We start from the raw sequence: 24,055 nt of genomic DNA on the forward strand, positions 1-24,055 counted from the left end.
CCGGCAAGCTCAACAATGCCATGCGACTGACCGCGCTCAACGAGCGGGCTGAAATGATCGGCCTGAAGCCGGGTCAGGGCGTGGCGGAGGCCAAGGCAATCTGCCCCAATCTCGATGTGGTCGAGGAGGACCCGGCGGCGGACCGTAAGCTTCTGGAAGCGATCGCCGACTGGTGCGACCGCTATACGCCGCTGGTGGCGATCGATGGCAAGGATGGCCTGTTTCTCGATATTACAGGCTGTGCCCATCTTTTCGGCGGCGAGGAGGCGCTGCTCGAGGACATCCTGATCCGGATTTCCCGGCTGGGGCTCGATGTGCGCGGCGCCATTTCCTCCGCGTCTGGCCTGTCCTGGGCCGTCGCTCGCTTTGACGACAGCCGCATCGTTCCTCCCGAAGCCATGGAGGAAGCCTTGGCGCCGCTGCCTGTCGTGTCCTTGCGGCTCGGGGAGGAAACGGTTGCGGCCCTGCAGAAGATGGGCCTGAAGCAGGTGGGCGATCTTCTGGCCGCGCCGCGCGCGCCGCTTGCCCGCCGTTTCGGTGCGCAGTTGCTGCTGCGGCTCGATCAGGCCGTCGGCCTTGTCGAGGAGCCGATCTCGCCGCGTCGCCCGGTCGCGCAATTGTCGGCCGAGCGCCGGGTGGCCGAACCGGTGCAGGCGGAAGCCGATCTTCTGGAACTCGCCCGGCAGCTCGCCGAAACGTTGAAGCCGGGGCTGGAAGCGCGGGGTGTCGGCGGCCGTTCCTTCGAGCTTCTGCTCTTCCGGGTGGATGGTGCGGTCTTCCGCATTGCCGCCGGCGCATCGCAGCCGTTGCGGGAGCCGAGCCGGATTTCAAGCCTGTTCACGGAGCGCTTTACCGCCATTCATGATGACCTCGATGTCGGCTACGGTTTCGAGATAGTCCGCCTCAATGTGCTGCAGCATGCGCCTTTCGATGCAGCGCAAGGCGATTTCATCGGAGAGAACCGCCAGGATGGCTCGCTCTCGGCCTTTGTCGACCGGGTGGCCGCACGGCTGGGGCCGGATTGCCTGCAAGGGTTCGAACTGCGGCAGAGCCATATCCCCGAGCGTGCCGTGCGGCCGCTGCCGGCCATGGCTATCCTCGCTTCGAAGCGGCGCACGGGCAACGAGGATGCGGGGTCCGGCTTCTTCCGCGGCGAGCGACCGCTACGGCTGTTTCGCATGCCGGAGCTGGTCGAAACCATTGCCGCCGAAGTGCCTGATGGCCCGCCCCGGCAGTTTCGCTGGCGGCGGGTCATGCATCGGGTCAGCCGGGCCGAAGGGCCGGAGCGGCTTTCGGCAGAATGGTGGCTCACGGAAAAGGAAGAGCCTGCCCGCGATTATTTCCAAATCGAGGACGAGGAAGGCCATCGTTTCTGGCTGTTTCGCAAGGGGCTCTATGGTCGAGGCGGCACGGCGCCGGATTGGTATATGCATGGGGTCTTCGCATGAACGCGCGCCCGAGCTTTCACGACCCCCTGCCCTTCTGCGAGATCGGAGTGAGAACGAACTTCTCTTTTCTCGAAGGGGCCTCGCATCCGGAGGAGATGGTGGCACAGGCTGCCCTCCTGAAATTGTCCGGATTTGGCATTGCCGACCGTAATTCGGTGGCCGGCGTCGTCAAGGCGCATGCGCATACCAAGCTTCTCCAGGCGAAATATGATGATGTCATCAAGGAAAACCTTGTGCTTCGAGCCCAGGGTAAGCCGGCGGAGCCGTTCTTGAAGCCGGTTCGTTTCCAGCCTGGCGCCCGTCTAGTGTTTTCGGACGGCACGCCCGATATTCTTGCCTATCCGCAGAACCGCAAGGGCTGGGCGCATCTCTGCCGGTTGCTGAGCGCCGGTAATCTGCGCGGCGAGAAAGGCGTATGCATCCTTCATGAAAGCGACCTCGTGGAATGGGGTGACGAGATGATGCTGGCGCTCATTCCCGATGCTGAGAGTGTCGAGATGCCGGAGGGGCAGGTAAGGCTGGAGGAGTGCCTGAAGCGGCTATGGATGCGTTTCGGCAGAAAACTCCATATGGTCCTGTCGCCGGCCTACGACGGGCGGGACCGGATGGTCTTTGCCACGCTTTCCATTATCGCACAGCGCAACGGCGTGCGGCCGATCGCCAGCAACCAGCCGCTCTATCACGCGACCGAACGCAAGCCACTTGCCGATATCGTCATTTCGATCCGCGAGCACGTGCCGATCACTGAAGCCGGCTTCAGACTGGCGGCCAATGCCGAACGCTATATGAAGGACGCTGCGGAAATGGCGCGTCTCTTCCGGGATTATCCGAAGGCCATCGCCAATACGCAGAAGTTTTTTAGCCGGCTGTCTTTTTCGCTGGATGAGCTGAAGCATAACTATCCTGATGAAAGCACCAAGGGTGAGACCGTTTCGGAAACGCTGGAGCGACTGACGTGGGAGGGGGCGAGATGGCGCTTCCCTGAAAAGATCCCCGAAAAGGTCTCGATGCAGATCGAGCATGAACTCAAGCTCATTCATGAGCGGCAATATGAGCCTTATTTCCTGACGGTGCACCGGATCATGGAGTTTGCCCGTAGCGAGAATATCCTTTGTCAGGGAAGGGGATCGGCCGCCAATTCGACGGTCTGCTATTGTCTCCGGATTACCGAGGTCAACCCTGAAATAACGAGCTTGCTCTTCGAGCGCTTCATCTCCACAGACCGGGAAGAGCCGCCTGATATCGATGTCGATTTCGAGCATGAAAAACGCGATCAGGTCATCAAGTTCATTTATGATCATTACAAGATGGAGCATGCGGGATTGACGGCGGCAGTCACCAGTTATCGTGCGCGCTCAGCCGGGCGTGAAGTGGCGAAGGCCTTCGGCATGTCAGAGGATGTACAATCCGCTCTTGCGAGCGGCGTTTGGGGTTGGTCGACGGAAAAATTGTCTGATCGCGAGGCCAGGCTCGCCGGCCTTGATCTTAAGAACAAGACGACGGAACGTATTCTTTTGTATGCCACCACACTGATGGGTTTTCCACGGCATCTGACCCAGCATGTTGGTGGTTTCGTTATTACCAGAGATAGATTGGATGAGGTGGTGCCGATCATGTACACGGCGATGAAGGATCGCTACATGATCGAATGGAACAAGGACGATCTCGACAATCTCAATATATTAAAGATCGATGTCCTGGCTCTCGGCATGCTGACCTGTCTCGCCAAGGCTTTCGATCTGCTGCTCCTACATTACGACGTGAAGAAAGAGCTCGCCGATCTTGGTAGCGGCGAATATCCCGATCGTATACCGGTCTATGACATGATCTGTCGCGCCGACACGGTCGGCGTCTTCCAGATTGAGAGTCGGGCGCAGATGAGCATGCTGCCGCGTCTCCGTCCTCGCAAATTCTACGATCTGGTCATTGAGGTAGCGATTGTCCGACCTGGTCCCATCCAAGGCGACATGGTTCATCCTTACCTCAAGCGGCGGGATGACGATCTTCATAACCGGCCGATCGAATATCACCGTCCGGAATTAAAGGCTGTCTTGGAGCGAACATTAGGGGTTCCGCTGTTTCAGGAACAGGCGATGCAGATTGCGATTACGGCAGCCGGATTCTCGGCGGCGAAGGCCGATAGATTACGCCGATCCATGGCGACGTTCAAACGGACAGGGAAGGTTGACGAATTCAAGCAGGACATGGTTTCGGGTATGGTCGCGAACGGTTATCCTCGAGACTTTGCCGAGCGCTGTTTCAGCCAGATCGAAGGTTTTGGCGAATACGGCTTTCCCGAAAGCCATGCGGCGTCCTTTGCCTTGCTCGTCTATGCCTCCTCCTGGCTCAAGGCCTATTATCCCGATGTCTTCTGCGCGGCGATCCTCAATGCCCAGCCTATGGGCTTCTATGCGCCGGCGCAGCTGGTGCGCGATGCGCGCGAGCATGGCGTCGAGGTTCGGCCGGTGGATGTCAATCATTCCAGCTGGGATTGTCTGCTGGAAAAGGCGCGCTTCGATCCAGGCGCAATCGACCGGCGGCATGCCTCGATGCACGACGATATCAAAACGCAATGCGCGGTCCGTCTCGGCTTCCGGCAGGTCAAGGGCCTATCCGAGGATGAGATAGAGCAGCTCGTCAAGCACCGTGGTGATGGCTATCGGTCCGTGCGCGATCTCTGGCTGCGATCCGGGCTTGCCAAGGCGCAGATCGAGCGTCTGGCGGATGCGGATGCGTTCGGCTCCATCGGCCTTAGCCGGCGCGACGCGCTTTGGGCCGTGCGGGCGCTCGATGCTGGCAGTGCCGCCGAAAAGCTTCCCCTCTTCGATCTCGGCGACCATGCGGAGCTGCAGGTCGAGCCCACCGTTTCGCTGCCGGAAATGCTGCCCGGCGAACAGGTCATCGAGGATTATCGCTATCTGTCGCTATCCCTGAAGGCGCATCCGGTATCTTTCCTGCGTGACGATTTCGCGCGGCAGGGCATTGTGCGGAGCCGGGATCTGCCCGGCATCGCCAGTGGCCGGATGGTGACGATCGCCGGGCTGGTGCTGGTGCGCCAGCGGCCGGGTTCGGCCAAGGGCGTGATTTTCATGACTTTGGAGGACGAAACCGGTGTGGCCAACGCGATCGTCTGGCGGAAAAAATTCGAAAAATACCGGGCCATCGTCATGGGCGCGCGGCTGGTGAAGATCCGCGGACGTCTGCAGAGCGAAAGCGGCGTCATTCATGTGGTGGTCGATCATATCGAGGACATGACACCCGCACTCGGCATTCTCCAACGCGAGGCACGGCGCTTCGGCGTGAGCGACCGGGCGGATGAGACGCTGCGGCCGACGATGGATCACAGGCAGAAGAAGTCTGCTCAGCCGCCGCGTGGACCCGTGGCAGCGGCGGAAGGCCGCAGCAATAGCGCGGAAACGGCAAGAGTCATGCCGAGAGGGCGCAATTTTCATTGAGATTCAGGGTGCCGTAACTTGGAGCAAGTGGCCGCCGGCCTTGCCGGCGGATTCATTCGAATCGTTTCTTTCTTGACAAAGGGCGTCTTCTTTAGCAGATAACAAGACAGCGGATGTCATGTTTGACGGGCTGAGCGAAGAATGCTGGTTTGCAGTTGTAATTACATCACCGACAAAGAAATCCGGGAGGTCATCACCGAACTCCTCGATCGGGACTGTTGGCAGCTCATAGTTCCCGCCAAGGTTTATCACGCCATGGAGAAACGCGGCCGTTGCTGCGGCTGTTTCCCGAATGTTGTTGATATCATTATACAGACAACCGAAGAGTATCATGCCCGTCGCCACTCGACGGAAGCCGAAATTTTTGATTTCATGTCCCGCCTGAAGAAATTCCATGAAGACAACAGGAGAGCGGACATTGAAAGGCGACAAAAAAGTCATCGAGCGGCTTAACGAGGCACTGTTCCTCGAGCTTGGCGCAGTCAATCAGTATTGGGTTCATTATCGACTCCTCGAAGATTGGGGCTACACCAAGCTCGCCAAGAAGGAGCGTGCTGAGTCCATCGAGGAGATGCAGCACGCCGATCGTCTCGTCGCCCGCATCATTTTCCTTGAAGGTCATCCCAACCTGCAGACGCTGGCGCCGCTGCGCATCGGCCAGAACGTCAAGGAAGTGCTGGAAGCCGATCTTGCCGGCGAATACGACGCCCGCACGGCCTACAAGAAGTCGCGCGATATCTGTCATGATGCCGGCGATTATGTTTCCATGAAGCTGTTCGAAGAGCTGCTGATGGATGAGGAAGGCCATATCGACTTCCTCGAAACCCAGCTCGAACTGCTCGGAAAGATCGGCGAAGCCAAATACGGCCAGCTCAACGCCGACTCCGCCGATTCTGCGGAATAATCGACATCTTGCGAAACCGGCCGCAAAGCGGCCGGTTTTCTTCATTCAGTCTTCGGCCTTCAGGCCGGCCAGGTGGCTGAATTCCGCAACGACCTGCTCGTAGACCGATCGCTTGAAGGCGACTATCAATCCGGGAAGTTCGGCCATCGGCTTCCATCCCCAGGCATCGAATTCCGCTTCATGGCCGCCGGGCGGTGGATTGATGGCGATCTCGCTTTCATTGCCGTCGAAGCGGAAGGCGAACCAGCGTTGCGTCTGGCCGCGATATTTTCCCTTGAGGCCGATGCCGATCAGCTGCGGCGGCAGATCGTAGTTGATCCAGTCCTTTGCTTCCGCCATCAGGGTCACGGTTTTCATGCCCGTTTCCTCGTAAAGCTCGCGATAGGCGGCTTTCAATGGGTCCTCGCCCTCGTCTATGCCGCCCTGCGGCATCTGCCAGAGCTGCGGCGAACCGTCATATTCGGAATTGCCGTCAGGGATGCGGCGGCCGGCCCAGACCAGGCCGTCGCGGTTCAGGATCATGATGCCGACACAGGGGCGGTAGGGCAGGTCTTCGGCTCTCACGGGCGCGTGGGGCGTGCTCATTTCTCTCTCCAGCAGTCGGGCCCAGGGATCGGGCCGGGGATCACGGATGTTTCGGGTCGTCGGCAAGCGCCGAGACGGCAACGATTTCAATGCCGCGCATGGCGGCCTCCTCGCTCCATTTGCTGATGGCGTCGACGCTTTCGTCGAAGGCGGAAGCGACGCCGATCGCGGAGCCGTTGCGGCGGGCGATGCGCTCAAGCTCGTCGAGCTTCCGGAGGATCGCGTCCTGCTGCAGTTCCCCGTCGAGCTGGATGTCGGCAAAGGCGTGCGGCACCTCCAGCGTCTTGGCGAGCATTCCGGATTTCGATTGCGCTGAAGAACCATCATCCAGGAACAGCAGACCGCGCTTGCCGATATCGCGCAGCACGGGTTCCATGGCGCCGGGATTGGCAAGGAAGCGGCCGCCGAGATAATTCATCACGCCGGTATAATTGGTGATCTTACCCATGGCCTTGTGCAGGTTGTCGATGTTCTTCGCCGCCGAAAGCGACGTCAGCAGCGTATCCGGGCCGGGATTGTTGCTGGGATAGTCGAAAGGCTCGAACGGCACCTGGATGAGGATCTCGTGGCCGCCGCGGCGCGCCTCCTGCATCCAGCGCTGCAGGCTGTTGCCGCTGACGGCGAAAGCGAGCGTGATTTCCTCCGGCAACTTCTCGATGGCGCGCTGCGTGCCGGTCTGGCTAAGGCCAAGGCCGCTGACGACGATGGCAATGCGGGTGCCGCGGGCGCCAGACCAGGGCCGGGCATATTGATCCATCGGACGCAGGCCGCTCGGTCCGATAATCGGCAGTTTGCCGAACGGCGAATCTTCGAGCAGGCTGTCATTCGGCGTTGCCGCCATGCGCGGGTCCTGACCCACCTGATTGGCGTTGATCAGGACCGGGCCGCTGCCGTCGCGGTTGCTGGGGCTGAACATGGTCACGACGGAACCGTCGCCGGTGACGATGCGCGTGGTATTGGCGCCGGATTGGGGGCCGACATGCGTCAAGCCCGCCTGGGCGTTTGCAGCCGGCTTCGCGTCAGCCGGCGGCGGCGGAGCCTCTTCCTTTTTTGCCGTCTCGACCGGCTGGGTCTTTTGCAGATGATCGCGCAGAAGCGCCGAATAAAGAGAAAAGCCAGCGACTGCGATCAGACAGAAGCCGCCAAGGATGCGTCCAACGGGGATTGAGCGCCGGCGGCGGCCGGGGCCGCGATTCTGTCCCAACGGTGCATGCAAATCCGTTCCCAAAGTTCCAATCCACCCCAAGCGGAAAATCGTATCGACAGCGAGTATAGCGTTCGTAAAGGAACGGAAAAATGCCCACGGCAGTCAAAATGCCCGAGCATTTCCGCCTTTTTCTCGAATTGCGAAAACGCCCTCTTTTCTTCAAGCATTTCGGACGGAAAAGCGTTGTCCGCCTTTCCCGGAAATGCTCCAAAACATCAACGAAACCGTTTTGAACATGGCCGAATTCATTCGGCTGCGGAGAGCGGAACGACGCGTGCCATCCCGCTCCCTTCTTATGCCCGTTTCCTCCTTATGAAAGCGCCGGGTCTGTTTCCAGCCCGGCGCGATCTCCTTACTTGGAAGAAACTGCCTTTTCGGGGTTCGGCGGGAAGGCCGGGTCCGTCTTCGCGCCGCGCAGCAGGTCGAGCGCGTAGTTGAGCTGGATGTCGTCCTTCGGGTCCGGCGGCACGTAGGCCGAAGAGCCGGAGCCCTTGTCGGTCTCGCTCTGGCCCTTGATGTGGCCCGGCAGGCTGGATTCGCCTTCCGATGTCAGCTTGCCCTTCAGATCATCCGGCAGCGGCTGGTCGACCTTGATGTCCGGCGTGATGCCGGTGCCCTGGATCGAGCGGCCCGATGGCGTGTAATAGAGCGCCGTCGTCAGGCGCAGCGCGCCGTTGCCGTCACCCAGCGGGATGATCGTCTGAACGGAGCCCTTGCCGAAGGACTGAGTGCCGAGAACGGTGGCGCGACGCAGATCCTGGAGGGCGCCTGCGACGATTTCCGAAGCCGAAGCCGAGCCGCCGTTGATGAGCACGATGATCGGCTTACCGTCCGTCAGATCGCCCGGGGTCGCGTTGAAGCGGCGGGTTTCGTCCGGGTTGCGGCCGCGGGTCGACACGATCTCGCCGCGTTCGAGCACGTCGTCGGCGACGTTGATCGCCTGGTCGAGCAGACCGCCCGGGTTGAGGCGCAGGTCAAGAACGTAGCCCTTCAGCTTGTCGGCCGGAATATCCTTCTTGATCTTGGCGATCGCGGCTTCGAGGTCCGGCGTCGTCTTTTCCGTGAAGGAGATGATGCGGATATAGCCGACATCGCCGCCTTCCTCGCGCGACTTGACGGCGGCGATCGCGATGATGTCGCGGATGACGGTGATTTCGATCGGCTTGTCGACGCCCTTGCGCATCAGGGTCAGCTTGACCGGGGTCTTCACCGCGCCCTTCATCTTGTTGACGGCGTCTTCCAGCTTCAGGCCGCGAACCGACTGGCCGTCGATCGCGGTGATATAGTCGCCAGCCAGGACGCCGGCCTTGGCGGCCGGCGTATCGTCGATCGGGGTGATGACCTTGACGAGGTCATTGTCCATCGTCACTTCGATGCCAAGGCCGCCGAACTCACCCTTCGTCTGGGTGCGCATGTCTTCAGCATCCTTGGCGTTCATGTAGCTCGAATGGGGGTCCAGCGAAGACAGCATGCCGTTGATGGCGGCTTCGATGAGCTTGTCTTCCTGCGGCGGCGTCACATACTGCGCGCGGACGCGCTCAAAGACGTCGCCGAAAATCGACAACTCCTTGTAGGTGGAAGTGCCTGCGGCTTCCGCCGGCGCGACCGCCGAGTAGATAACGCCCATCGCGGTCGCACCCATCAATGCGCCGACGAGAACAAGAGAAGCCCTACGTATCATTGCGTGCCTTTCCAGTGTCTTTGGAGGTCCACCAGGGCCGAGAATCGACCGGTTTTCCATCTTTTCGGAATTCAATGTAAAGCGTTGGCCGATCCGTTTCCAGCGCCAATGCGGTCGCGCTCGCGACTCTTTTTTGGCCCATGGTGGCCAGCGGCTCGCCAGCAAACACAAATCTGCCAGGGCGCGTCTTGATCGCGTCCATGCCCGACAGCACCATGTGATAGCCGTCGCCCGTATCCAGGATGATCATCTGTCCGTAGCTGCGAAACGCGCCGGCATAGACGACCGTGCCGTCGGCGGGAGCCGTGACAAGCGCATCCGGGCCGGTCGCAACGGTCAATCCCATCGCGGTGTGGTCGGTGCCGTCGTCGTCGCCGAACTGGCGGAGAATATCGCCCGCCACGGGCAGCTCCAACTTCTTCTTCAGGTCTGAAAAGGGATATGCGGGCGTAATGCGGTTTTTATCGGGCACGCCGTTCTCTGCAAGGGCTTTGGCCTGCTCGCGCTGCTGCTCGGTCATCTGCGCCCGGCGCGCCTCTTCCGCACGGGCAGCGGCGGCGGCATCGCGCACCGAGCCGATCTGGCTTTCGAGAGAGGCGACGAGCCCTTCGAGGCTGGTCGCCTGGCCCGCCAGCTCTTCGGCGCGCTTGCGTTCCGCGTCGAGTTGATCGGCATTCTCCCTGCCGTGCTTGTCGTTCTCGGCGATCAGCAGGTCCATGCGCCGCTCCTCCTCCAGACTGTTGGTCATGGTGGTGGTGAAGCTGGCCTTTTCGGCCGTCGCATCGGCCTGCAGCTTGCTGAGATCCGTGAGATCGGCGATGAGCTTGTCCGTCTCCTTGCGCATTCCGGGCACCACGGCGCCGAGAAGGATGGCGCTGCGCACCGAGGCAAGCGCATCGTCCGGCGTCACCAGCAGCGCCGGCGGCGGATTGCGTCCCATGCGCTCGAGCGCGCCCAGAACTTCGGCCAGCAGAGCGCGACGGTCGTGCAGCGACGCACGGATCTTGTCTTCCTTGACGGCGAGATCCGTCAGCGTCTTTTCGCTTTGCTGGATCTTGCGGTCGAGATCCTTGCGGCGGGCGGCGCTGTCGATCAGCGCCTGGCGTAGGCTGGCCGTGCTCTTGTCGAGCGAGGCGATACTGTCTTCCAGCTCCTTGGTCTTGTCGGAGGAGAGGCTGATCGTCTTCGAAAGCGCATCGAGTTGCGCGCGGGTTTCGTCGCGCTTGCGGGCGAGGTCCGCCGCCGGATCGGGCGCCTGTTGAGCCGGCGTCGTCGCGGAAGGGCGGTCGTCGGGCGCTTGCGGTGCGGCGGCATCGGCTTCCTGGGCGATGGCAACGTCCCGCTGCGAGAAAGGGCCTGCCATATAAACGCCCACGCCGAGAGATGCCGCCAAGGCTGGCAGCATGAGACGCGAAAGCATGGGCGGGGCTTTTCTCATCCAGTCGGTTCGGGCCTGGTCCCTTCGGATCGCGCGAAAATAAGCTGATTTGCCGCGATCAGCTAGGAAGCATCGTCATTTTCAGGGCGGGAATCAAAACACGCCTGTGTGAGCGTTTCGTTAACGCAAAAACATCGAAAGCCAAACTGTTTTCGAAGCCGGGATAGGCGCTCACACCCGATGGTAGGGGTGACCGGAGAGGATGGTCACGGCCCGGTAGAGCTGTTCGGCGATGAGGATGCGCACCAGCTGGTGCGGCCAGGTGAGCTTGCCGAGGCAAATGGTCATGTCGGCCTTGTCGTAAAGCGCCGGGTCGAGACCGTCGGCGCCGCCGATCGCGATCGTCAGGTCGCGCTTGCCCTGATCGCGGTATGTGCCGAGCATGGCGGCGAAGGCTTCGCTGTCGAGCGCCTTGCCGCGTTCGTCGAGAAGGATGAGGACGCCGCCTTCCGGATGCGCCTTTTGCAAGAGACCCGCCTCTTCGCGCTTGCGGGTCTCGCTATTGGAGGCACGGCTTTCGGCAACCTCGGTCATGCGCGCCATTTCCAGGCCGATAGCTGGTCCGGCCTTGGCGAAACGGTCGAGATAACGAGCCGCAAGATCCTTTTCCGGGCCGGCTTTCAGCCGTCCCACCGCAAAAAGACCTATCCGCATTCCCGCTCCCACGCACATCCGCCGTCATAGCGGCACAAAACGAAACTCTTGCCGGAGGTTCATCTCCGGCGATCAAAAGCTGCGAACCGAGCCGGGAAAGCGTTCCTGGGGTCCGTTAGTGCAGCCTGCCTTCATCGAGATCGGGTGCTGCCCACATCTTTTCGATGTTGTAGAACTCGCGAATCTCGGGTCTGAAGACATGAACGATGATGTCGCCGGTGTCGATCAACACCCAGTCGCCGCCATCGAGACCTTCGACGCGGGCATTGCCGAAGCCCTCGTCCTTGAGATCGGTCATGAGATGGTCGGCAATCGCCAGGACATGGCGGTTCGATCGGCCGGAGACGACGACCATGTAGTCTCCCAGCGCAGACTTGCCAGCAATGTCGATGGTGACGATATTTTCGGCCTTGGAGTCCTCGAGGCTTGCGAGGACGGCTTGCAGGGCGCGGGCAGCGGCATCGGCGCCACGTTCCGTGCTCTTCGGGATAACGACAGGCGTTCTTCCCTTGGCGTGTACTGTTGTCAGTGCTCTTCCTTCCTTGAGTAACAGAACATGCACATAAATGATCTGAGTCGATCACGCTACAAAGATAGGCATCAAAGCATTAAGGTTTCAAGACGCAGACGTCCAACTTCGAGCGTTCAGGACAAGGATTTGTGCCTGAACAGGGCTCTTTTGCACCAGATATAGGTGAACATCCGTCGAAAAAGGCCGGGAATCAGCCTTCCGGGCTCACTCCGTCGACGAGAATGAGGTTGCGGCTAAGGGCATGATCGCGCACCTCGAGGGCATGCGCATATTCCGGCGAGCGATACCAGGCCCTCGCCCGTTCCAAGTCCGGAAACTCGACGATCACGATCATTCGCGGCGACCAGCCGCCCTCCAGTCTTTCGATCGGGCCGCCGCGGACGAGATAATGCCCACCATGATGGGCGATGGAGGCGGCTGCGCGGGTTCGGTAGGTCTGGAACGCTTCTGCATCCCTGACGGTGATATCGGAAATGATATAGGCCGGCATGGTGTCTGAAATCTCCCTGATATCCGGGTTGTGAGATCCTGGGCCCGTGCGGTTCCTGCCCGGCACGCGAAGGCTTTCTGACATTGAGATCGGATAGGCGGACTCAACCGCTTGTCCATTTCCCATCGGCATGTACAGCCGCATGAAGACCGCATATACACTACGGAGACCTCAAACGTTACAGATGCCATGACAGATGCTCCGCAGCCATCGTTGAAGCCCATCCTCCGTATCAGTTTTTCGGGGCAGGACCGGCTCGGGCGCGGCAAGATGGAGCTTCTCGAACATATTCAGGAGACCGGCTCGATTTCGGCTGCTGGCCGCGCCATGGACATGTCCTATCGCCGGGCCTGGCTGCTCATCAGCGAATTGAACCACATGTTCCGCGAGCCGGTGGTGGAATCGCAACGCGGCGGCCAGAAGGGCGGCGGAGCGGCTCTGACACCTTTCGGCGAGGAACTGCTGCGGCGTTTCCGCGGTATGGAAACGACGCTGCGCACGGCGATCGCCGACGATCTGAGCTGGCTCGAGATTAATCGTAACCCGGCGGACACCGCGTCCAAGAAAGCCTGACCGGCCCGAGCCTTTCCGCCAATTGCGAAAACGCTCGATGCTTTTGTTTTTACGCAATTCCGGACGCAAAGCCGCCAGGCTCTTTTCCTGGACTTGCTTCAATGCTCCAGTGCCACGGTCTTGATGACCGCATGGATCGGCAGACCGATCCGCAGCCCCATCCGCTCGGCCGAAAATTGCGTGATGCGGGCGCTTACGATGTCGCCGCCGCAATCGACCCTGACCTCAGTCGTTCCGTCTGTCGCCGTGCCGATCCCCAGCACTTCGCCGTCGAGGATGTTCAGGGCGCTGAGGCCTTCCGGCCGGGCGGTCGCGAGCATGACGTCGCGGGCTGGAATATGGACGCGTACGGTCTTGCCGACAGCGGCGGCCTGACCCGGCACGAAGAGTTTTGCCGTCTTCAGGGCGACGACGGTCAGATGATGCCGATCATCCATCGATTCGACGCGGCCTTCCAGAAGCACGCCGGCTTCACGGCGGTCGGTGGCGAGAGGGCCGGACAGCTGGCTGAAGATATCGACGGCAGCGCCGATCGTCTCGACCTTGCCGTCGCGCATGACGACGACGCGGTTGGCAAGCCGCGCCACTTCGGCGATGGAGTGGCTGACATAGATGATCGGTATCTTCGTCTCGTCGCGCAGCCGCTCGAGATAGGGCAAGATCTCTGCCTTGCGGGCTTCGTCGAGCGCGGCAAGCGGCTCGTCCATCAACAGAAGTCGCGGTGAAGAGAGCAGGGCGCGGCCGATCGCGACGCGTTGCTTTTCGCCGCCGGAAAGTTTCGCCGGCCGGCGATCGAGAAGCGCGCCGATGCCAAGGAGATCGACGACGCCGTCGAAGCTTTCGTTGCGATCGCCTCTGGGGGCGAACCAGCGGCCGTAGTTGAGGTTCTGCCGCACCGAAAGATGAGGGAACAGACGCGCTTCCTGAAAGACGTAGCCGAAGCGGCGGCGATGACGCGGCACGAAGATCTTGTTGTCGGTATCGGCAAGCACGGTGTCATCGAGGCTGACGCGGCCGTGATCCGGCCGGATGAGGCCGGCGATGATGCGGACGATCGATGTCTTGCCGGAGCCGGAACGGCCGAAAAGGGCGGTCACGCCGCCCTCGGACGTAAAGGAGGCTTCCAGCGAAAAGGCGCCGAGGCGGTGGCGGATGTCGACCGAGAGCGTCATTCGAGATCAACCCTCCGGCCGGCGAGATAGGCGAGGAACTCCGAGGCGAGCAGCGCCGCCATGGAAATGATGATGGCGACGATGGTGAGCCGCATGGCGCCGGCATCGCCGCCCGGGACCTGGGTGAAGGTGTAGATCGCCGACGACAAGGTCTGCGTCTCGCCGGGAATGTTGGAGACGAAGGTGACGGTGGCGCCGAATTCGCCCATGGCCTTGGCAAAGGAGAGGATCATGCCGGCAATGATGCCGGGCAGGATCAGCGGCAGGGTCACCGTCATGAAGGTCCAGACGGGGCTGGCGCCGAGCGTGCCGGCCGCCTCCTCCAGCTTGCGGTCGACTGCCTCGATCGACAGGCGGATGCTTCTGACCATCAGCGGAAAGCCCATGACGCCGCAGGCAAGCGCCGCGCCCGTCCAGCGGAAGGAGAAGACGAGGCCGAGATATTGCTCGAACAGCGCACCGATCGGCCCCTTGCGGCCGAAAAGAATGAGAAGGATGAAGCCCGTGACAACAGGCGGCAGGATCAATGGCAGATGGATGAAGCCATTGAGGATAGACTTGCCCCAGAAGCGGCCGCGCGCCAGCAGATAGGCGGCGCCGATGCCGAAGGGCAGGCTTACCAGCATGGCGACGATGGACACGCGCAGGCTCAGCTCAATGGCTGTCCATTCGTCGCTGCTCAAACCCAATATGTCCAATGCCCGCCTCTCGAAACAAATCAGGCTCGCCATGAACCGGCGAGCCTGGGTTCTTCCCTATCCCGGATGTGTCGCGATGATAGTTATCGCTTCAGGACCGTGAAACCCTCATGTTCGAAGAATGGAACAGCCTTAGCCGATTTCAGATAGTCGAAATAGGCTTGTACGTCGGGGTTCTTGCTGCTGGCGGTGATGGCGATCGGGTAGACAATCGGCGGGTGGCTGTCGGCCGGGAAGGTGCCGACGACGGCAACACCCGGATCGGCCGAGACATCGGTCTGATAGACGATGCCGTAAGGGGCTTCGCCGCGCGAAACCAGCGCGAGGGCTGCGCGCACGCTTTCAGCGCCGGCAACCTTCTTTTCGACCGACGACCAGACGCCGAGCTTTTCCAGCGCGCTCTTGCCGTATTTGCCTGCCGGCACCGATTCCGGCTGGCCGATCGCCAGTCGGCCGTCGCCGAGGAGTTTGGCCAGATCGAAGCCGTGCTTGATCTCGACCGGCTTTGCCTTGTCCTTGGCGGCGACCAAAACGAGCTTGTTGCCGAGAAGATTGACGCGGCTGTCGTCCTTGATCAGCTTCTTGCCAGCGACATAGTCCATCCAGTTGGTGTCGGCGGAGATGAAAACATCTGCCGGTGCGCCGTTTTCAAGCTGCTTGGCGAGCGGACCGCTCGCGGCGTAGGAGACGGTGACTTCCTTGCCGGTTTCCTTGGTGAAGGCGGCGTCGGCATTGTCGAGCGCGTTCTTCATGCTGGCGGCGGCAAAGACGACGATCTTGTCGGCGGCGAGCGCCGGCGTCGGAATTGCCGAAAGGCCAAGCCACGCGGCTGACACTGCGGCAGTTGCAAGCTTGATCCATTGGCGTCGGCTGGTGCCCATCTTAATTTCTCCCCAAAGATGTCGACATGCATCGACAGATATAACGGCGCGAGCAACTTAGCTAGGGATATGTTTGCAAAAATATAGCGTGAAATCGCCGCGTAACCCCACGAATTCTATGGATTTTCAGTTGCGTGGCGCATATGAAGGGTGCTGGGCATTACAAAAATGCATGACTGGATTCGCCCAATAGATTGGCGAACGCTCACGAAACGAGACGTAACGTTACGAACCGTGCGATTATCGGCCCTTATTGCAGCCGCTCGATCCCGATCTTGAAAATTCGAACGCCGCGAAATTGCAAAAGAAGCGTTTTTTGGGCAGGAAATTTTCATAGCCATGCTTTCAACGCATTGCTGCATTGCGCAATCGACCATTTATCAATCGGTAAAATCTGGTAAAACACAATCATCGAAACGGCGATCTCCTCCTCCCAATGCCGTTCGATATGGATCAGCAACTCTCCTCCTCCCAGTTGCTGATCAGGTTCAAAAGCCCGACGCATCCTCCTCCCGCGTCGGGCTTTTTATTTTCCAGACTTTCTCAAGAAATCAGCTAGTTATTGTGCGGCGCGCAAGGCGGTCGAGCTAAGTGCCGAGCGCGGTCCATGGATGAAGGTCCAGGCCGGCGCACGCTTCTTCCAGAGCACACGCGCGTCGTCTTCATCGACGCGGGCATAATGGAATGTCTTTGCCATCTTTGCCGAGAGGTAGGAGAGCGTCGATCCCGGCCGGTCGATGACGGCGATCGGGAAGGTGCGAGCGATTTCTTCCCATTTCTGCCAGCGATGAAACGTATTCAGGCTGTCGGCGCCCATGATCCAGATGAAATGCACATGCTTGTTGCGCGCCTTCACATGCGCGAGCGTATTGGCCGTATAGCTCATGCCCAGCGTCTGTTCGAAAGCTGTCACCTTGATGCGGGGATCGTGAAGCATTTGTTCGCTCAGCGCGATGCGCTCGGCGAGCGGCGCCAGATGGTTGTGGTTCTTCAGCGGATTGCCCGGCGTTACCATCCACCAGAGCTGATCAAGGCCAAGCCGGCGAATGGCGATCTCGGCGACAAGCGCGTGGCCGCGATGCGGCGGGTTGAACGAACCGCCGAAAAGACCGACCACCATGCCGCGCTCGGCATGGGGCATGCGCAGATAGCGTTGATCGACCTCTTCCTTCAGCACGTCAGGGCCGTATCTGTCCGGTGCCGCGAACGCGATATTTGAAGGAGGTGAGCTGCTCGACGCCAACAGGCCCGCGCGCATGCATCTTGCCGGTGGCGATGCCGATTTCCGCGCCCATGCCGAATTCGCCGCCATCGGCAAACTGCGTCGAGGCATTGTGCAAGAGGATTGCCGAGTCGATCTCCGTAAAGAAGCGTTCGACAACAGCCGGGTCCTCGGCGATCACTGCCTCGGTATGGTTCGACGAATATCTGTCGATATGCTCGATTGCGCCCGAGATACCGTCGACCAGCGCCACCGAAATGATCGCGGCCAGATATTCCGTCGTCCAGTCTTCCTCGGTTGCGACCTTGAGGCCGGGTTCGAGCTTCAGCACGTCAGCCGAGCCGCGGATTTCGCAGCCTGCCGCAGCCAGTCCGTCGAGCAGCGGCTTCAGATGGGTAGACGCAACCTTGTTGTCGACCAGCAGCGTTTCAGCGGCGCCGCAGATGCCCGTGCGGCGCATCTTGGCGTTGACGACAATGGATTTCGCCATGTCGAGATCGGCCGAGGCATCGATATAGATATGGCAGAGGCCCTCGAGGTGGGCAAAGACCGGTACGCGGGCCTCGCTCTGGACGCGGCCGACGAGGCTTTTGCCGCCGCGCGGCACGATAACGTCGATATTGCCTTCCAGCCCGCGCAGCATGGCGCCGACCGCTGCGCGGTCGCTGACGGGTACGAGCTGGATCGCATGTTCCGGCAGGCCGGCGGCCTTCAAGCCTTCCACGAGGCAATCATGAATCGCTTGCGACGAGCGGCGCGAATCGCTGCCGCAGCGGAGAATCACGGCATTGCCGGCCTTCAGGCACAGCGCGCCGGCATCGGCTGTCACGTTCGGCCGACTTTCGAAGATGACGCCGATGACGCCGAGCGGTGTGCGTGTGCGCTCGATCTTCAGGCCGTTCGGGCGATCCCAAGCGGCGATGACTTCACCAACCGGATCGGCAAGCGCAGCAATGGCGCGGATGCCTTCGGCCATCTCGGCGACGCGCTTGTCGTTGAGCGTTAGGCGATCGACGAAGGAGGCGAGCATATCCGTGCCCTCGACGTCCTTCAGGTCTTTCGCGTTTTCGGCGAGAATATGATCCTTGCGGGCCAGAATGGCGTCCGCCATGGCATTCAACGCCTTGTTCTTGCTCTCAGTCGAAGCAAAGGCCAACGGTCGCGACGCAGCCCGGGCCTTGCGGCCGATATCGTTCATCAACGCATCGATGTCGGGGCTTTGTGCGACAGTATCAAGCATGAGCTTCATCCTTCTTCAATGTCTCGGCCTTCGTCTTGACGGACGCGGTCATGACGAGGTCGTCGCGGTGCACCATGGCGGCGCGGCCGGCATAGCCGAGGATCGCCTCGATGTCAGCCGATTTGCGGCCGGTGATCTGGCGGGCCTCCTCGGCGTCGTAACCGGCAAGACCGCGGGCGATTTCGCGGCCCGAGGGGCCAATGACGGCAACCGTGTCGCCGCGGCCGAAATGGCCGACAACGCTGCGAACGCCGGCGGGCAGCAGGCTCTTTCCCGCGCCGAGCGCGGTAACGGCGCCGTCGTCGACATGCAATTCCCCAGCCGGCTGCAGCTGCCCGGCAATCCAGGTCTTGCGGGCTGTCACGGGCGTGCCCGATGGCGCGAACCAGGAGGAGCGGGCGCCGCTTTCGATCGCGTTCAGCGGCCGGTCGGTCTTGCCCGATGCGATGATCATGGCGCAGCCCGCGCCAGTGGCAATCTTGCCGGCATCGATCTTGGTGCGCATGCCGCCGCGCGACAGCTCCGAGGCGGCGCCGCCGGCCATGGCCTCGATCTCAGGCGTGATGTCGGCGATCGTATCGAGGAATTTCGCCTGCGGGTCGAGATGCGGCGGGGCGGTATAGAGCCCGTCGATGTCAGACAGCAGCACGAGCAGATCGGCGCCGGTCATCGTCGCGACGCGGGCGGCGAGGCGATCATTGTCGCCATAGCGGATTTCGCTGGTCGCAACCGTATCGTTTTCGTTGATGATCGGCACAGCGCCGATCTTCAGAAGCTGGTTGATGGTGGCGCGGGCGTTGAGGTAACGGCGGCGCTCTTCGGTGTCGCCGAGCGTCAACAGGATCTGGCCGGCGACGATATCGTCATGCGACAGACTTTCCGACCAGGCGCGGGCAAGCGAGATCTGGCCGACGGCCGCGGCTGCCTGGCTTTCTTCCAATTTCAACGCGCCGGAGGGCAGATCGAGCACGGAGCGACCGAGCGCGATTGCGCCCGAGGAAACCACCAGAACATCGATGCCCTTGGCCTTCAATGCGGCGATATCGGCACACATGCCGTCGAGCCAGGATTTCTTCAAGCCGGTCTTGCGATCGACCAGGAGGGCAGAGCCGATCTTGATGACGATGCGGCGGTAGCGGTCGAGCGGCTTGCGGGCTGTCATCCCTGATGATCCCCGTCTTCCCCAAGACGTTCGTCAGCGGCCTCATCGTCTGAGGCCTGCATGTCGCGATGCCGTACCTTGGGGGCCTTTGCCGGCTTGTCCGCTTCGCCGGCATTGGCCTCGACGATCACATCGCGCAGCGCGCGCAGCACTTCGGTCATGCCGCGGCCGGTGACGGCGGAAATCTGGAACGGCGTCTTGCCGCAGGCACGCGCCAGTTCGCGGGTCTTCTTCTTCAGCGTTTCCTCGTCCACCACGTCGATTTGCGAGAGCGCAACGATTTCAGGCTTGTCGGGAATGCTGTTGCCGTAGGCTTCGAGTTCGTGCTTCACGGTCTTGTAGGCCTTGCCGACCTTCTCTTCCTGGGCGGAAACCAGATGCAGCAGCACGCGGGTGCGCTCGACATGGCCGAGGAAGCGGTCGCCGATGCCGACACCCTCATGCGCGCCTTCGATCAGGCCGGGAATGTCGGCAAGAATGAACTCCTGGCCGTCGATGGTGGCAACACCGAGATTGGGGTGCAGCGTCGTGAACGGATAGTTGGCAATCTTCGGCCGCGCGCGGCTGACGGCGGCGAGAAAGGTCGATTTGCCGGCATTCGGCAGGCCAACGAGGCCGGCATCGGCAATCAGCTTCAGCCGCAGCCAGATGGTCTTTTCTTCGCCGGGCAGGCCGGGATTGGCCCAATCCGGCGCCTGATTGACCGAGGATTTGAAGTAAGCATTGCCGAAGCCGCCATTGCCGCCGGCTGCGAGACGGAAGCGCTGGCCTTCCTGCGTGATGTCGCAGATCAGCGTTTCGCCGTCTTCCTCGAAGATCTGCGTGCCGACAGGCACCTTCAGCGTCACGTCTTCGCCCTTGGCGCCGGCGCGGTTCTTGCCCATGCCATGCGTGCCGATCGTGGCCTTGAAGTGCTGCTGATAGCGGAAATCGATCAGCGTGTTGAGGCCGTTGACGGCCTCGACCCAGACATCGCCGCCGCGGCCGCCATCGCCGCCATCCGGGCCGCCGAATTCGATGAATTTCTCGCGTCGGAAGGAAACGCTGCCTGCGCCGCCATCGCCCGAGCGAATAAAGACTTTTGCTTCATCGAGAAATTTCATCTTGCTACGTCCGTCACCCGGTATCGGCGCATATCCCTTCGGATCGAATGGGATTCACAAAGCCTATGCGCTCTTTTCAATTGCTGCCATCTTTTACATCCGGAAGGACGCATCGGACGGCCATTTGCCCGTCATGTCGCCTTCGATATAGGCGCTTCGGGCTGAGGTCAAAGAATATCGTGCGGTTCCAGTGCCATAAAGGGGCGGAACTGCATTGATGGCATGATGGTCATCGCCGTTTTGATCGGCGACGACCGTTTTCGAGGACCTTAGGCCGCCTGCGAGAGCCGCAGCGCGCCCGGCTTCAACACGGTTTCGATGTGCGGAACCATGGTGTTGCGGGCAAAACTGTAGATCTCCGAGCAACCGGTGATCTCGAAGCCGAGCCTCTGCTGCAGCTTCAAGGATGCCGGATTGTCGGCGAAGGCGCCGGAATGGATGGCGACTTCGGGCATGCGACGGGCAAAGCGTTCGAGCGTAGCCTTGACCGCTTCGGTCATGATGCCTTGCCGCCAGTAGAAGCGGTTCAGCCAGTAGCCAAGGTGCCAGCGGCCGTGGCGGAGCTCGATGCCGACGCAGCCGATATGGGCGTCATCCCGCTCGGTGATGGCCAGTTCCCAATCGGCGTCGAGGCCGGAGGTGTGCTCGACCAGCCAGTCGAGCGCATCCTGCCGGTCATAGGGCGCGGGGACGCGGGCCAGCATGCGGGTGACGGCGAAATCGGACAGCGATTCCGCAATCATATCGGCATCGCCGAGCCGGTGCGGGCGCAGCGTCAGTCGGCCCGTCTGGATGACCGGCGTCGGCCCGGGCATGAGGATCCGGGCATCGCGGCGGGTGAGGGCGAGAGCGTTCATCTCATGCCTCCCCAGCTGCGCAACGATATCCAGGTCTTGCGATCGAGCCTGTACCATTCGACCGGCACGGTGCTGCCGAGCGCGAGCGACGCGGCAAGGCCGGAGCCCTGGAATTGGAAGCCGCACTTCTGCACGACCCGCCTCGAAGCGACGTTCATGACCCGGCAACGGGCGTCGATCTGGGCAACGTTCTCGCGGGTGCGGAAGACCATGTCGACCAGCGCATGCGCCGCCTCGGTTGTATAGCCCTGGTTCCAGTAGGGTTCGCCCAGCCAGTAACCGATCTCGACGGTGTTGGGATCGCCCGTGGGTTCGACCCCGCAGCAACCGAGAAAGGCGCCGTTGTCGGCTTTGGTAATGGCATAGACGCACTTGCCAATCTCGCCAAGCTTCGTGCGTCGCACGAAATCGGCGGCATCGGCGATCGTATACGGGTGCGGCATACGCGATACCATTGTGGCGACATTGGCGTTGTTGGCGAGATGGGCAAGGGCGTCGATGTCTTCTTCGTGGGGCGCGCGCAGAACGAGCCTTTCCGACAGTAAGACAGGGCAATCGGTCCTTAACCGTTCCGGCCTCAGCCGCTCTTCGGGAGACCGCGATTGGCCTTCCCTTAACAATTCGCCTTGCATGGTTCAGTCCTCCTTGGTTGAGGGTAAAGAAAAAGGGGAGATGGCGCCCCATCTCCCCTTTTTCTTGACTGAACCTTGTAGCGTCAGCCGGGTCGATGAGACGCCGGCTGTTTTAGAGCGCTACCGGCTTATTCCGCTGCTTCCGCTTTCGGCATTACAGACACGTACACGCGGCCATTGGCCTTCGTACGGTAGTTCACGTTGCCCGCCGTAAGCGCAAAAATCGTGTGATCCTTGCCGAGGCCAACGTTGGAACCCGGGTGCCACTGCGTGCCGCGCTGACGCACGATAATGTTGCCTGCGATGACGGCTTCGCCGCCGAACTTCTTCACGCCAAGGCGCTTGGATTCGGAATCGCGACCGTTGCGCGAGGAACCGCCAGCTTTTTTGTGTGCCATTGGAGTTCTCCTTTAAACCTTGATCCCGTTACTTACTTGGCAGCCACGATGTCCGTGATACGGACAACGGTGTGGTGCTGGCGATGGCCGCGCGAACGCTTCGAGTTCTGACGACGGCGCTTCTTGAAGGCGATGACCTTCTTGCCGCGGTTGTGCTCGACCACTTCGGCCTTGACGGAAGCGCCCTGGACGAAGGGAGCACCAATCGCAGCGTCGGCGCCTTCGCCGATAACGAGGACTTCGGTGAATTCTACGGTGCCGCCGGCGGTGACTTCGAGCTTCTCGATGGTCAGCACGTCGTTTGCTGCCACTCGGTACTGCTTACCGCCGGTCTTGATGACTGCGAACATTTTTTATCCTTTCATGTTCGTTCCGGCTCTCTCGCCATGAGGACGAGCGGCCGTCTTTTTATCAGTCGAAATTTAGCAGGAATTCCAAAGGCCTGAGGCCTTGTAAAAGATCTGCCGGTGAAACCCTGCGCGATGCAGGGCGGGCAAGGCGCAGACTTATCCACACCTATTGCGTCGCACGGGATATATAAGCGTCCCTGATCTGTCAAGGCAAAAGGATGAAAAGCTTTCATATTCGCCCTTGCTATCCTCTTCGTCTCTCGCTATGTAGCCCTCCGCGCCGAACAGCGCCGACCAGCATAACCGGAGAGGTGGCAGAGTGGTCGAATGCACCGCACTCGAAATGCGGCATGCCTGCAAGGGCATCGTGGGTTCAAATCCCACCCTCTCCGCCATAAACATGTGTATTATCATGTATTTACAGTGTTCACGCTTGCGACAAGCGTCACCTGTTTCGCTCTCTGCGATCACAGTTGATCACAAGGCCACGCTGCAGGCGCTCCCGAAGAGTTGCCGCGAAGCTCGCTGACTTCTCCTTACGACATCCTCGGACTGCGGGCCGAATCGAGTGAGATATTTCATGAGTCGGTCGGTATCGTTGCGGTTCTTTTTTCTAAGAGCAAACGCGACTGTTAACACGTTCCTAAGAATGTTCTGCAGCAGATAGATTTTTGCGTGTGGCGAATGGTTCACACCAGCCTGAGGCTGCATACCGCTCAACCAGATTGCCATCCACGGATAGAAATGTAGATGCTTAGAAAATTTTTTGCCGAACTTCTTTCTATAGAACTAGGAAAGAGAATGGCTGCAACTAAACATATATCCGACTATGTCGGCGTCCTTACGAGAATTTCATTTTTGATAGGTATATTAACCTACATAATTAACAAGTGGGAGTGGAGTGAGTTCCTATCTTTACATTTTATGACCGGACTATTTGTTTGTGTTTTTATTTCGATCAATATTTTATTGATGATTATTTCGATGGGCCTCGTTACGCATCGGGCCTTTTATCTCTCAGTATTGTTTGAACCGGAGAAATTTGAGGAGGTCGCTAACAGGAAGATTCCGGTTAGAATACAATCCGCCTTTTGGGGCACCGCTTGTTTCACAATATTGTTTTTCGTGGTGATCATCGCTGCGATGGTTCAGCTGGTTTCTTCGCTCGTTTTCTTCTGAACGGCAGCCGAGCCAGGCAAACATAAAACCCACCTGCCTGACCTAGCTCGCTTTTGGACCAAAAGCCTGAGTCGAGGTGGTTGATGATCAGGCCGGGATAGTCCTTGGCCCTCCTCCAGGGGAGGCCGCTCGTCGTCTTGGACGTCGATTGGCGATTATGATGTGCTTGTCTTTGCCGGTGATCGGACGTTAAT

26 protein-coding genes and 1 tRNA gene are annotated in these 24,055 nt (G+C 60.4%); 7 read left to right on the top strand and 20 right to left on the bottom strand.

Translation table 11 applies throughout. The features are described 5' to 3' along the window. The first annotated feature begins 20 nt into the window (after positions 1-20). Together BJ928_RS28020 and BJ928_RS28025 are read left to right on the top strand one after the other, a co-directional pair. Positions 21-1,448, top strand: a complete 1,428-nt coding sequence (locus tag BJ928_RS28020; RefSeq protein WP_047634050.1) for a DNA polymerase Y family protein — start codon at positions 21-23, stop codon at positions 1,446-1,448. Further along, positions 1,445-4,903, top strand: a complete 3,459-nt coding sequence (locus tag BJ928_RS28025) for an error-prone DNA polymerase (protein WP_052227827.1) — start codon at positions 1,445-1,447, stop codon at positions 4,901-4,903. Before BJ928_RS28020 ends, BJ928_RS28025 begins: the two co-directional genes overlap by 4 nt. A gap of 3 nt (positions 4,904-4,906) precedes the next feature. On the opposite strand, the gene BJ928_RS39435 is transcribed toward BJ928_RS28025, so the two are convergent. Further along, positions 4,907-5,206: a hypothetical protein gene (locus BJ928_RS39435; protein WP_245432580.1), complete on the bottom strand. Its 300-nt coding sequence runs from the start codon at positions 5,204-5,206 to the stop codon at positions 4,907-4,909. On the opposite strand from BJ928_RS39435, the gene BJ928_RS28030 reads away from it, so the two are divergent. Then, on the top strand, positions 5,096-5,356 hold the full coding sequence (locus tag BJ928_RS28030; RefSeq protein WP_245432582.1) for a (2Fe-2S)-binding protein: 261 nt from the start codon (positions 5,096-5,098) through the stop codon (positions 5,354-5,356). The two genes, BJ928_RS39435 and BJ928_RS28030, sit on opposite strands and share 111 nt — an antisense overlap. Then, the gene (gene bfr, locus BJ928_RS28035) at positions 5,322-5,807 is read left to right on the top strand and encodes a bacterioferritin (protein WP_047559539.1); all 486 of its coding nucleotides are present in this window, start codon (positions 5,322-5,324) and stop codon (positions 5,805-5,807) included. Before BJ928_RS28030 ends, bfr begins: the two co-directional genes overlap by 35 nt. A 45-nt stretch (positions 5,808-5,852) precedes the next feature. Here the strand turns inward: bfr and BJ928_RS28040 are convergent, their stop codons facing one another. The 7 genes from BJ928_RS28040 to BJ928_RS28070 form a co-directional block, all read right to left on the bottom strand. Then, complete coding sequence (locus BJ928_RS28040; protein ID WP_047634051.1) at positions 5,853-6,392, bottom strand: RNA pyrophosphohydrolase; 540 nt, start codon at positions 6,390-6,392, stop codon at positions 5,853-5,855. A gap of 40 nt (positions 6,393-6,432) precedes the next feature. Next, positions 6,433-7,620 carry a divergent polysaccharide deacetylase family protein gene (locus BJ928_RS28045; protein WP_047634052.1) on the bottom strand — a complete coding sequence of 396 codons (1,188 nt, stop codon included), beginning with the start codon at positions 7,618-7,620 and terminating at the stop codon, positions 6,433-6,435. A 331-nt stretch (positions 7,621-7,951) separates the two neighbouring features. Then, complete coding sequence (locus BJ928_RS28050) at positions 7,952-9,280, bottom strand: S41 family peptidase (RefSeq protein ID WP_047634053.1); 1,329 nt, start codon at positions 9,278-9,280, stop codon at positions 7,952-7,954. Then, positions 9,270-10,700 carry a murein hydrolase activator EnvC gene (locus BJ928_RS28055; RefSeq protein ID WP_047634054.1) on the bottom strand — a complete coding sequence of 477 codons (1,431 nt, stop codon included), beginning with the start codon at positions 10,698-10,700 and terminating at the stop codon, positions 9,270-9,272. Before BJ928_RS28055 ends, BJ928_RS28050 begins: the two co-directional genes overlap by 11 nt. A gap of 189 nt (positions 10,701-10,889) precedes the next feature. Beyond that, positions 10,890-11,372, bottom strand: coding sequence for a 23S rRNA (pseudouridine(1915)-N(3))-methyltransferase RlmH (gene rlmH / locus BJ928_RS28060; protein ID WP_047634055.1), 483 nt, complete (start codon positions 11,370-11,372; stop codon positions 10,890-10,892). Between the two features lie 115 nt (positions 11,373-11,487). Next, positions 11,488-11,934: a ribosome silencing factor gene (rsfS, locus tag BJ928_RS28065; RefSeq protein WP_047634056.1), complete on the bottom strand. Its 447-nt coding sequence runs from the start codon at positions 11,932-11,934 to the stop codon at positions 11,488-11,490. Between the two features lie 160 nt (positions 11,935-12,094). Then, complete coding sequence (locus BJ928_RS28070; RefSeq protein WP_047634057.1) at positions 12,095-12,394, bottom strand: DUF1330 domain-containing protein; 300 nt, start codon at positions 12,392-12,394, stop codon at positions 12,095-12,097. Positions 12,395-12,583: 189 nt separating this feature from the next. Here BJ928_RS28070 and BJ928_RS28075 point away from each other — a divergent pair, with 189 nt between their 5' ends. Beyond that, complete coding sequence (locus BJ928_RS28075) at positions 12,584-12,967, top strand: winged helix-turn-helix domain-containing protein (protein WP_047634058.1); 384 nt, start codon at positions 12,584-12,586, stop codon at positions 12,965-12,967. Between the two features lie 98 nt (positions 12,968-13,065). Here the strand turns inward: BJ928_RS28075 and modC are convergent, their stop codons facing one another. From modC to rplU, 12 genes are all read right to left on the bottom strand, one after another. Continuing rightward, positions 13,066-14,139, bottom strand: coding sequence for a molybdenum ABC transporter ATP-binding protein (gene modC / locus BJ928_RS28080; protein ID WP_047634059.1), 1,074 nt, complete (start codon positions 14,137-14,139; stop codon positions 13,066-13,068). Further along, positions 14,136-14,837, bottom strand: coding sequence for a molybdate ABC transporter permease subunit (gene modB / locus BJ928_RS28085; protein WP_047634117.1), 702 nt, complete (start codon positions 14,835-14,837; stop codon positions 14,136-14,138). The genes modC and modB overlap by 4 nt, the downstream gene beginning before the upstream one ends. Before the next feature lie 83 nt (positions 14,838-14,920). Then, the gene (gene modA, locus BJ928_RS28090; RefSeq protein WP_047634060.1) at positions 14,921-15,718 is read right to left on the bottom strand and encodes a molybdate ABC transporter substrate-binding protein; all 798 of its coding nucleotides are present in this window, start codon (positions 15,716-15,718) and stop codon (positions 14,921-14,923) included. Positions 15,719-16,049: 331 nt separating this feature from the next. After that, positions 16,050-16,223 carry a hypothetical protein gene (locus tag BJ928_RS38930; RefSeq protein ID WP_156151451.1) on the bottom strand — a complete coding sequence of 58 codons (174 nt, stop codon included), beginning with the start codon at positions 16,221-16,223 and terminating at the stop codon, positions 16,050-16,052. 54 nt (positions 16,224-16,277) lie between these two features. Beyond that, positions 16,278-16,859: a nicotinate-nucleotide adenylyltransferase gene (locus BJ928_RS28095; protein ID WP_245432584.1), complete on the bottom strand. Its 582-nt coding sequence runs from the start codon at positions 16,857-16,859 to the stop codon at positions 16,278-16,280. Between the two features lie 37 nt (positions 16,860-16,896). Next, positions 16,897-18,180: a glutamate-5-semialdehyde dehydrogenase gene (locus tag BJ928_RS28100; RefSeq protein WP_047634118.1), complete on the bottom strand. Its 1,284-nt coding sequence runs from the start codon at positions 18,178-18,180 to the stop codon at positions 16,897-16,899. After that, positions 18,173-19,342: a glutamate 5-kinase gene (gene proB, locus BJ928_RS28105; protein WP_047634062.1), complete on the bottom strand. Its 1,170-nt coding sequence runs from the start codon at positions 19,340-19,342 to the stop codon at positions 18,173-18,175. The genes BJ928_RS28100 and proB overlap by 8 nt, the downstream gene beginning before the upstream one ends. Beyond that, a complete protein-coding gene (obgE, locus tag BJ928_RS28110) occupies positions 19,339-20,445 on the bottom strand; it encodes a GTPase ObgE (protein WP_047634063.1) in 1,107 nt (368 codons plus the stop codon). Before obgE ends, proB begins: the two co-directional genes overlap by 4 nt. A 269-nt stretch (positions 20,446-20,714) precedes the next feature. Then, entirely contained in the window at positions 20,715-21,302 is a 588-nt protein-coding gene (locus BJ928_RS28115) for a GNAT family N-acetyltransferase (protein ID WP_047634064.1), read from the bottom strand. After that, positions 21,299-21,934 carry a GNAT family protein gene (locus BJ928_RS28120; RefSeq protein WP_047634066.1) on the bottom strand — a complete coding sequence of 212 codons (636 nt, stop codon included), beginning with the start codon at positions 21,932-21,934 and terminating at the stop codon, positions 21,299-21,301. The genes BJ928_RS28115 and BJ928_RS28120 overlap by 4 nt, the downstream gene beginning before the upstream one ends. Before the next feature lie 128 nt (positions 21,935-22,062). Further along, positions 22,063-22,332: a 50S ribosomal protein L27 gene (rpmA, locus tag BJ928_RS28125; RefSeq protein ID WP_004127267.1), complete on the bottom strand. Its 270-nt coding sequence runs from the start codon at positions 22,330-22,332 to the stop codon at positions 22,063-22,065. A gap of 32 nt (positions 22,333-22,364) precedes the next feature. Continuing rightward, positions 22,365-22,682: a 50S ribosomal protein L21 gene (gene rplU, locus BJ928_RS28130; protein WP_047634068.1), complete on the bottom strand. Its 318-nt coding sequence runs from the start codon at positions 22,680-22,682 to the stop codon at positions 22,365-22,367. A gap of 305 nt (positions 22,683-22,987) precedes the next feature. Here rplU and BJ928_RS28135 point away from each other — a divergent pair. Next, positions 22,988-23,077 (top strand) — tRNA-Ser (locus tag BJ928_RS28135). Between the two features lie 406 nt (positions 23,078-23,483). After that, entirely contained in the window at positions 23,484-23,861 is a 378-nt protein-coding gene (locus BJ928_RS28145) for a hypothetical protein (protein ID WP_047634070.1), read from the top strand. Positions 23,862-24,055: the final 194 nt, after the last annotated feature.

The organism is Rhizobium sp. WW_1 (assembly GCF_003610155.1).
In the GTDB taxonomy this organism is placed as follows: domain Bacteria; phylum Pseudomonadota; class Alphaproteobacteria; order Rhizobiales; family Rhizobiaceae; genus Rhizobium; species Rhizobium tropici_A.

Bases quoted from the DNA above. Each gene is read 5' to 3' on its own strand.
- BJ928_RS28020 (WP_047634050.1), top strand. From the start codon at position 21: ATGCGACTGACCGCGCTCAACGAGCGGGCTGAAATGATCGGCCTGAAG.
- BJ928_RS28025 (WP_052227827.1), top strand. From the start codon at position 1,445: ATGAACGCGCGCCCGAGCTTTCACGACCCCCTGCCCTTCTGCGAGATC.
- BJ928_RS28040 (WP_047634051.1), bottom strand. From the start codon at position 6,392: ATGAGCACGCCCCACGCGCCCGTGAGAGCCGAAGACCTGCCCTACCGC.
- BJ928_RS28050 (WP_047634053.1), bottom strand. From the start codon at position 9,280: ATGATACGTAGGGCTTCTCTTGTTCTCGTCGGCGCATTGATGGGTGCG.
- BJ928_RS28055 (WP_047634054.1), bottom strand. From the start codon at position 10,700: ATGCTTTCGCGTCTCATGCTGCCAGCCTTGGCGGCATCTCTCGGCGTG.
- rlmH (WP_047634055.1), bottom strand. From the start codon at position 11,372: ATGCGGATAGGTCTTTTTGCGGTGGGACGGCTGAAAGCCGGCCCGGAA.
- BJ928_RS28070 (WP_047634057.1), bottom strand. From the start codon at position 12,394: ATGCCGGCCTATATCATTTCCGATATCACCGTCAGGGATGCAGAAGCG.
- BJ928_RS28075 (WP_047634058.1), top strand. From the start codon at position 12,584: ATGACAGATGCTCCGCAGCCATCGTTGAAGCCCATCCTCCGTATCAGT.
- modC (WP_047634059.1), bottom strand. From the start codon at position 14,139: ATGACGCTCTCGGTCGACATCCGCCACCGCCTCGGCGCCTTTTCGCTG.
- modA (WP_047634060.1), bottom strand. From the start codon at position 15,718: ATGGGCACCAGCCGACGCCAATGGATCAAGCTTGCAACTGCCGCAGTG.
- BJ928_RS38930 (WP_156151451.1), bottom strand. From the start codon at position 16,223: ATGCGTCGGGCTTTTGAACCTGATCAGCAACTGGGAGGAGGAGAGTTG.
- BJ928_RS28095 (WP_245432584.1), bottom strand. From the start codon at position 16,859: ATGCCCCATGCCGAGCGCGGCATGGTGGTCGGTCTTTTCGGCGGTTCG.
- BJ928_RS28100 (WP_047634118.1), bottom strand. From the start codon at position 18,180: ATGCTTGATACTGTCGCACAAAGCCCCGACATCGATGCGTTGATGAAC.
- proB (WP_047634062.1), bottom strand. From the start codon at position 19,342: ATGACAGCCCGCAAGCCGCTCGACCGCTACCGCCGCATCGTCATCAAG.
- obgE (WP_047634063.1), bottom strand. From the start codon at position 20,445: ATGAAATTTCTCGATGAAGCAAAAGTCTTTATTCGCTCGGGCGATGGC.
- BJ928_RS28115 (WP_047634064.1), bottom strand. From the start codon at position 21,302: ATGAACGCTCTCGCCCTCACCCGCCGCGATGCCCGGATCCTCATGCCC.
- BJ928_RS28120 (WP_047634066.1), bottom strand. From the start codon at position 21,934: ATGCAAGGCGAATTGTTAAGGGAAGGCCAATCGCGGTCTCCCGAAGAG.
- rpmA (WP_004127267.1), bottom strand. From the start codon at position 22,332: ATGGCACACAAAAAAGCTGGCGGTTCCTCGCGCAACGGTCGCGATTCC.
- rplU (WP_047634068.1), bottom strand. From the start codon at position 22,682: ATGTTCGCAGTCATCAAGACCGGCGGTAAGCAGTACCGAGTGGCAGCA.
- BJ928_RS28145 (WP_047634070.1), top strand. From the start codon at position 23,484: ATGGCTGCAACTAAACATATATCCGACTATGTCGGCGTCCTTACGAGA.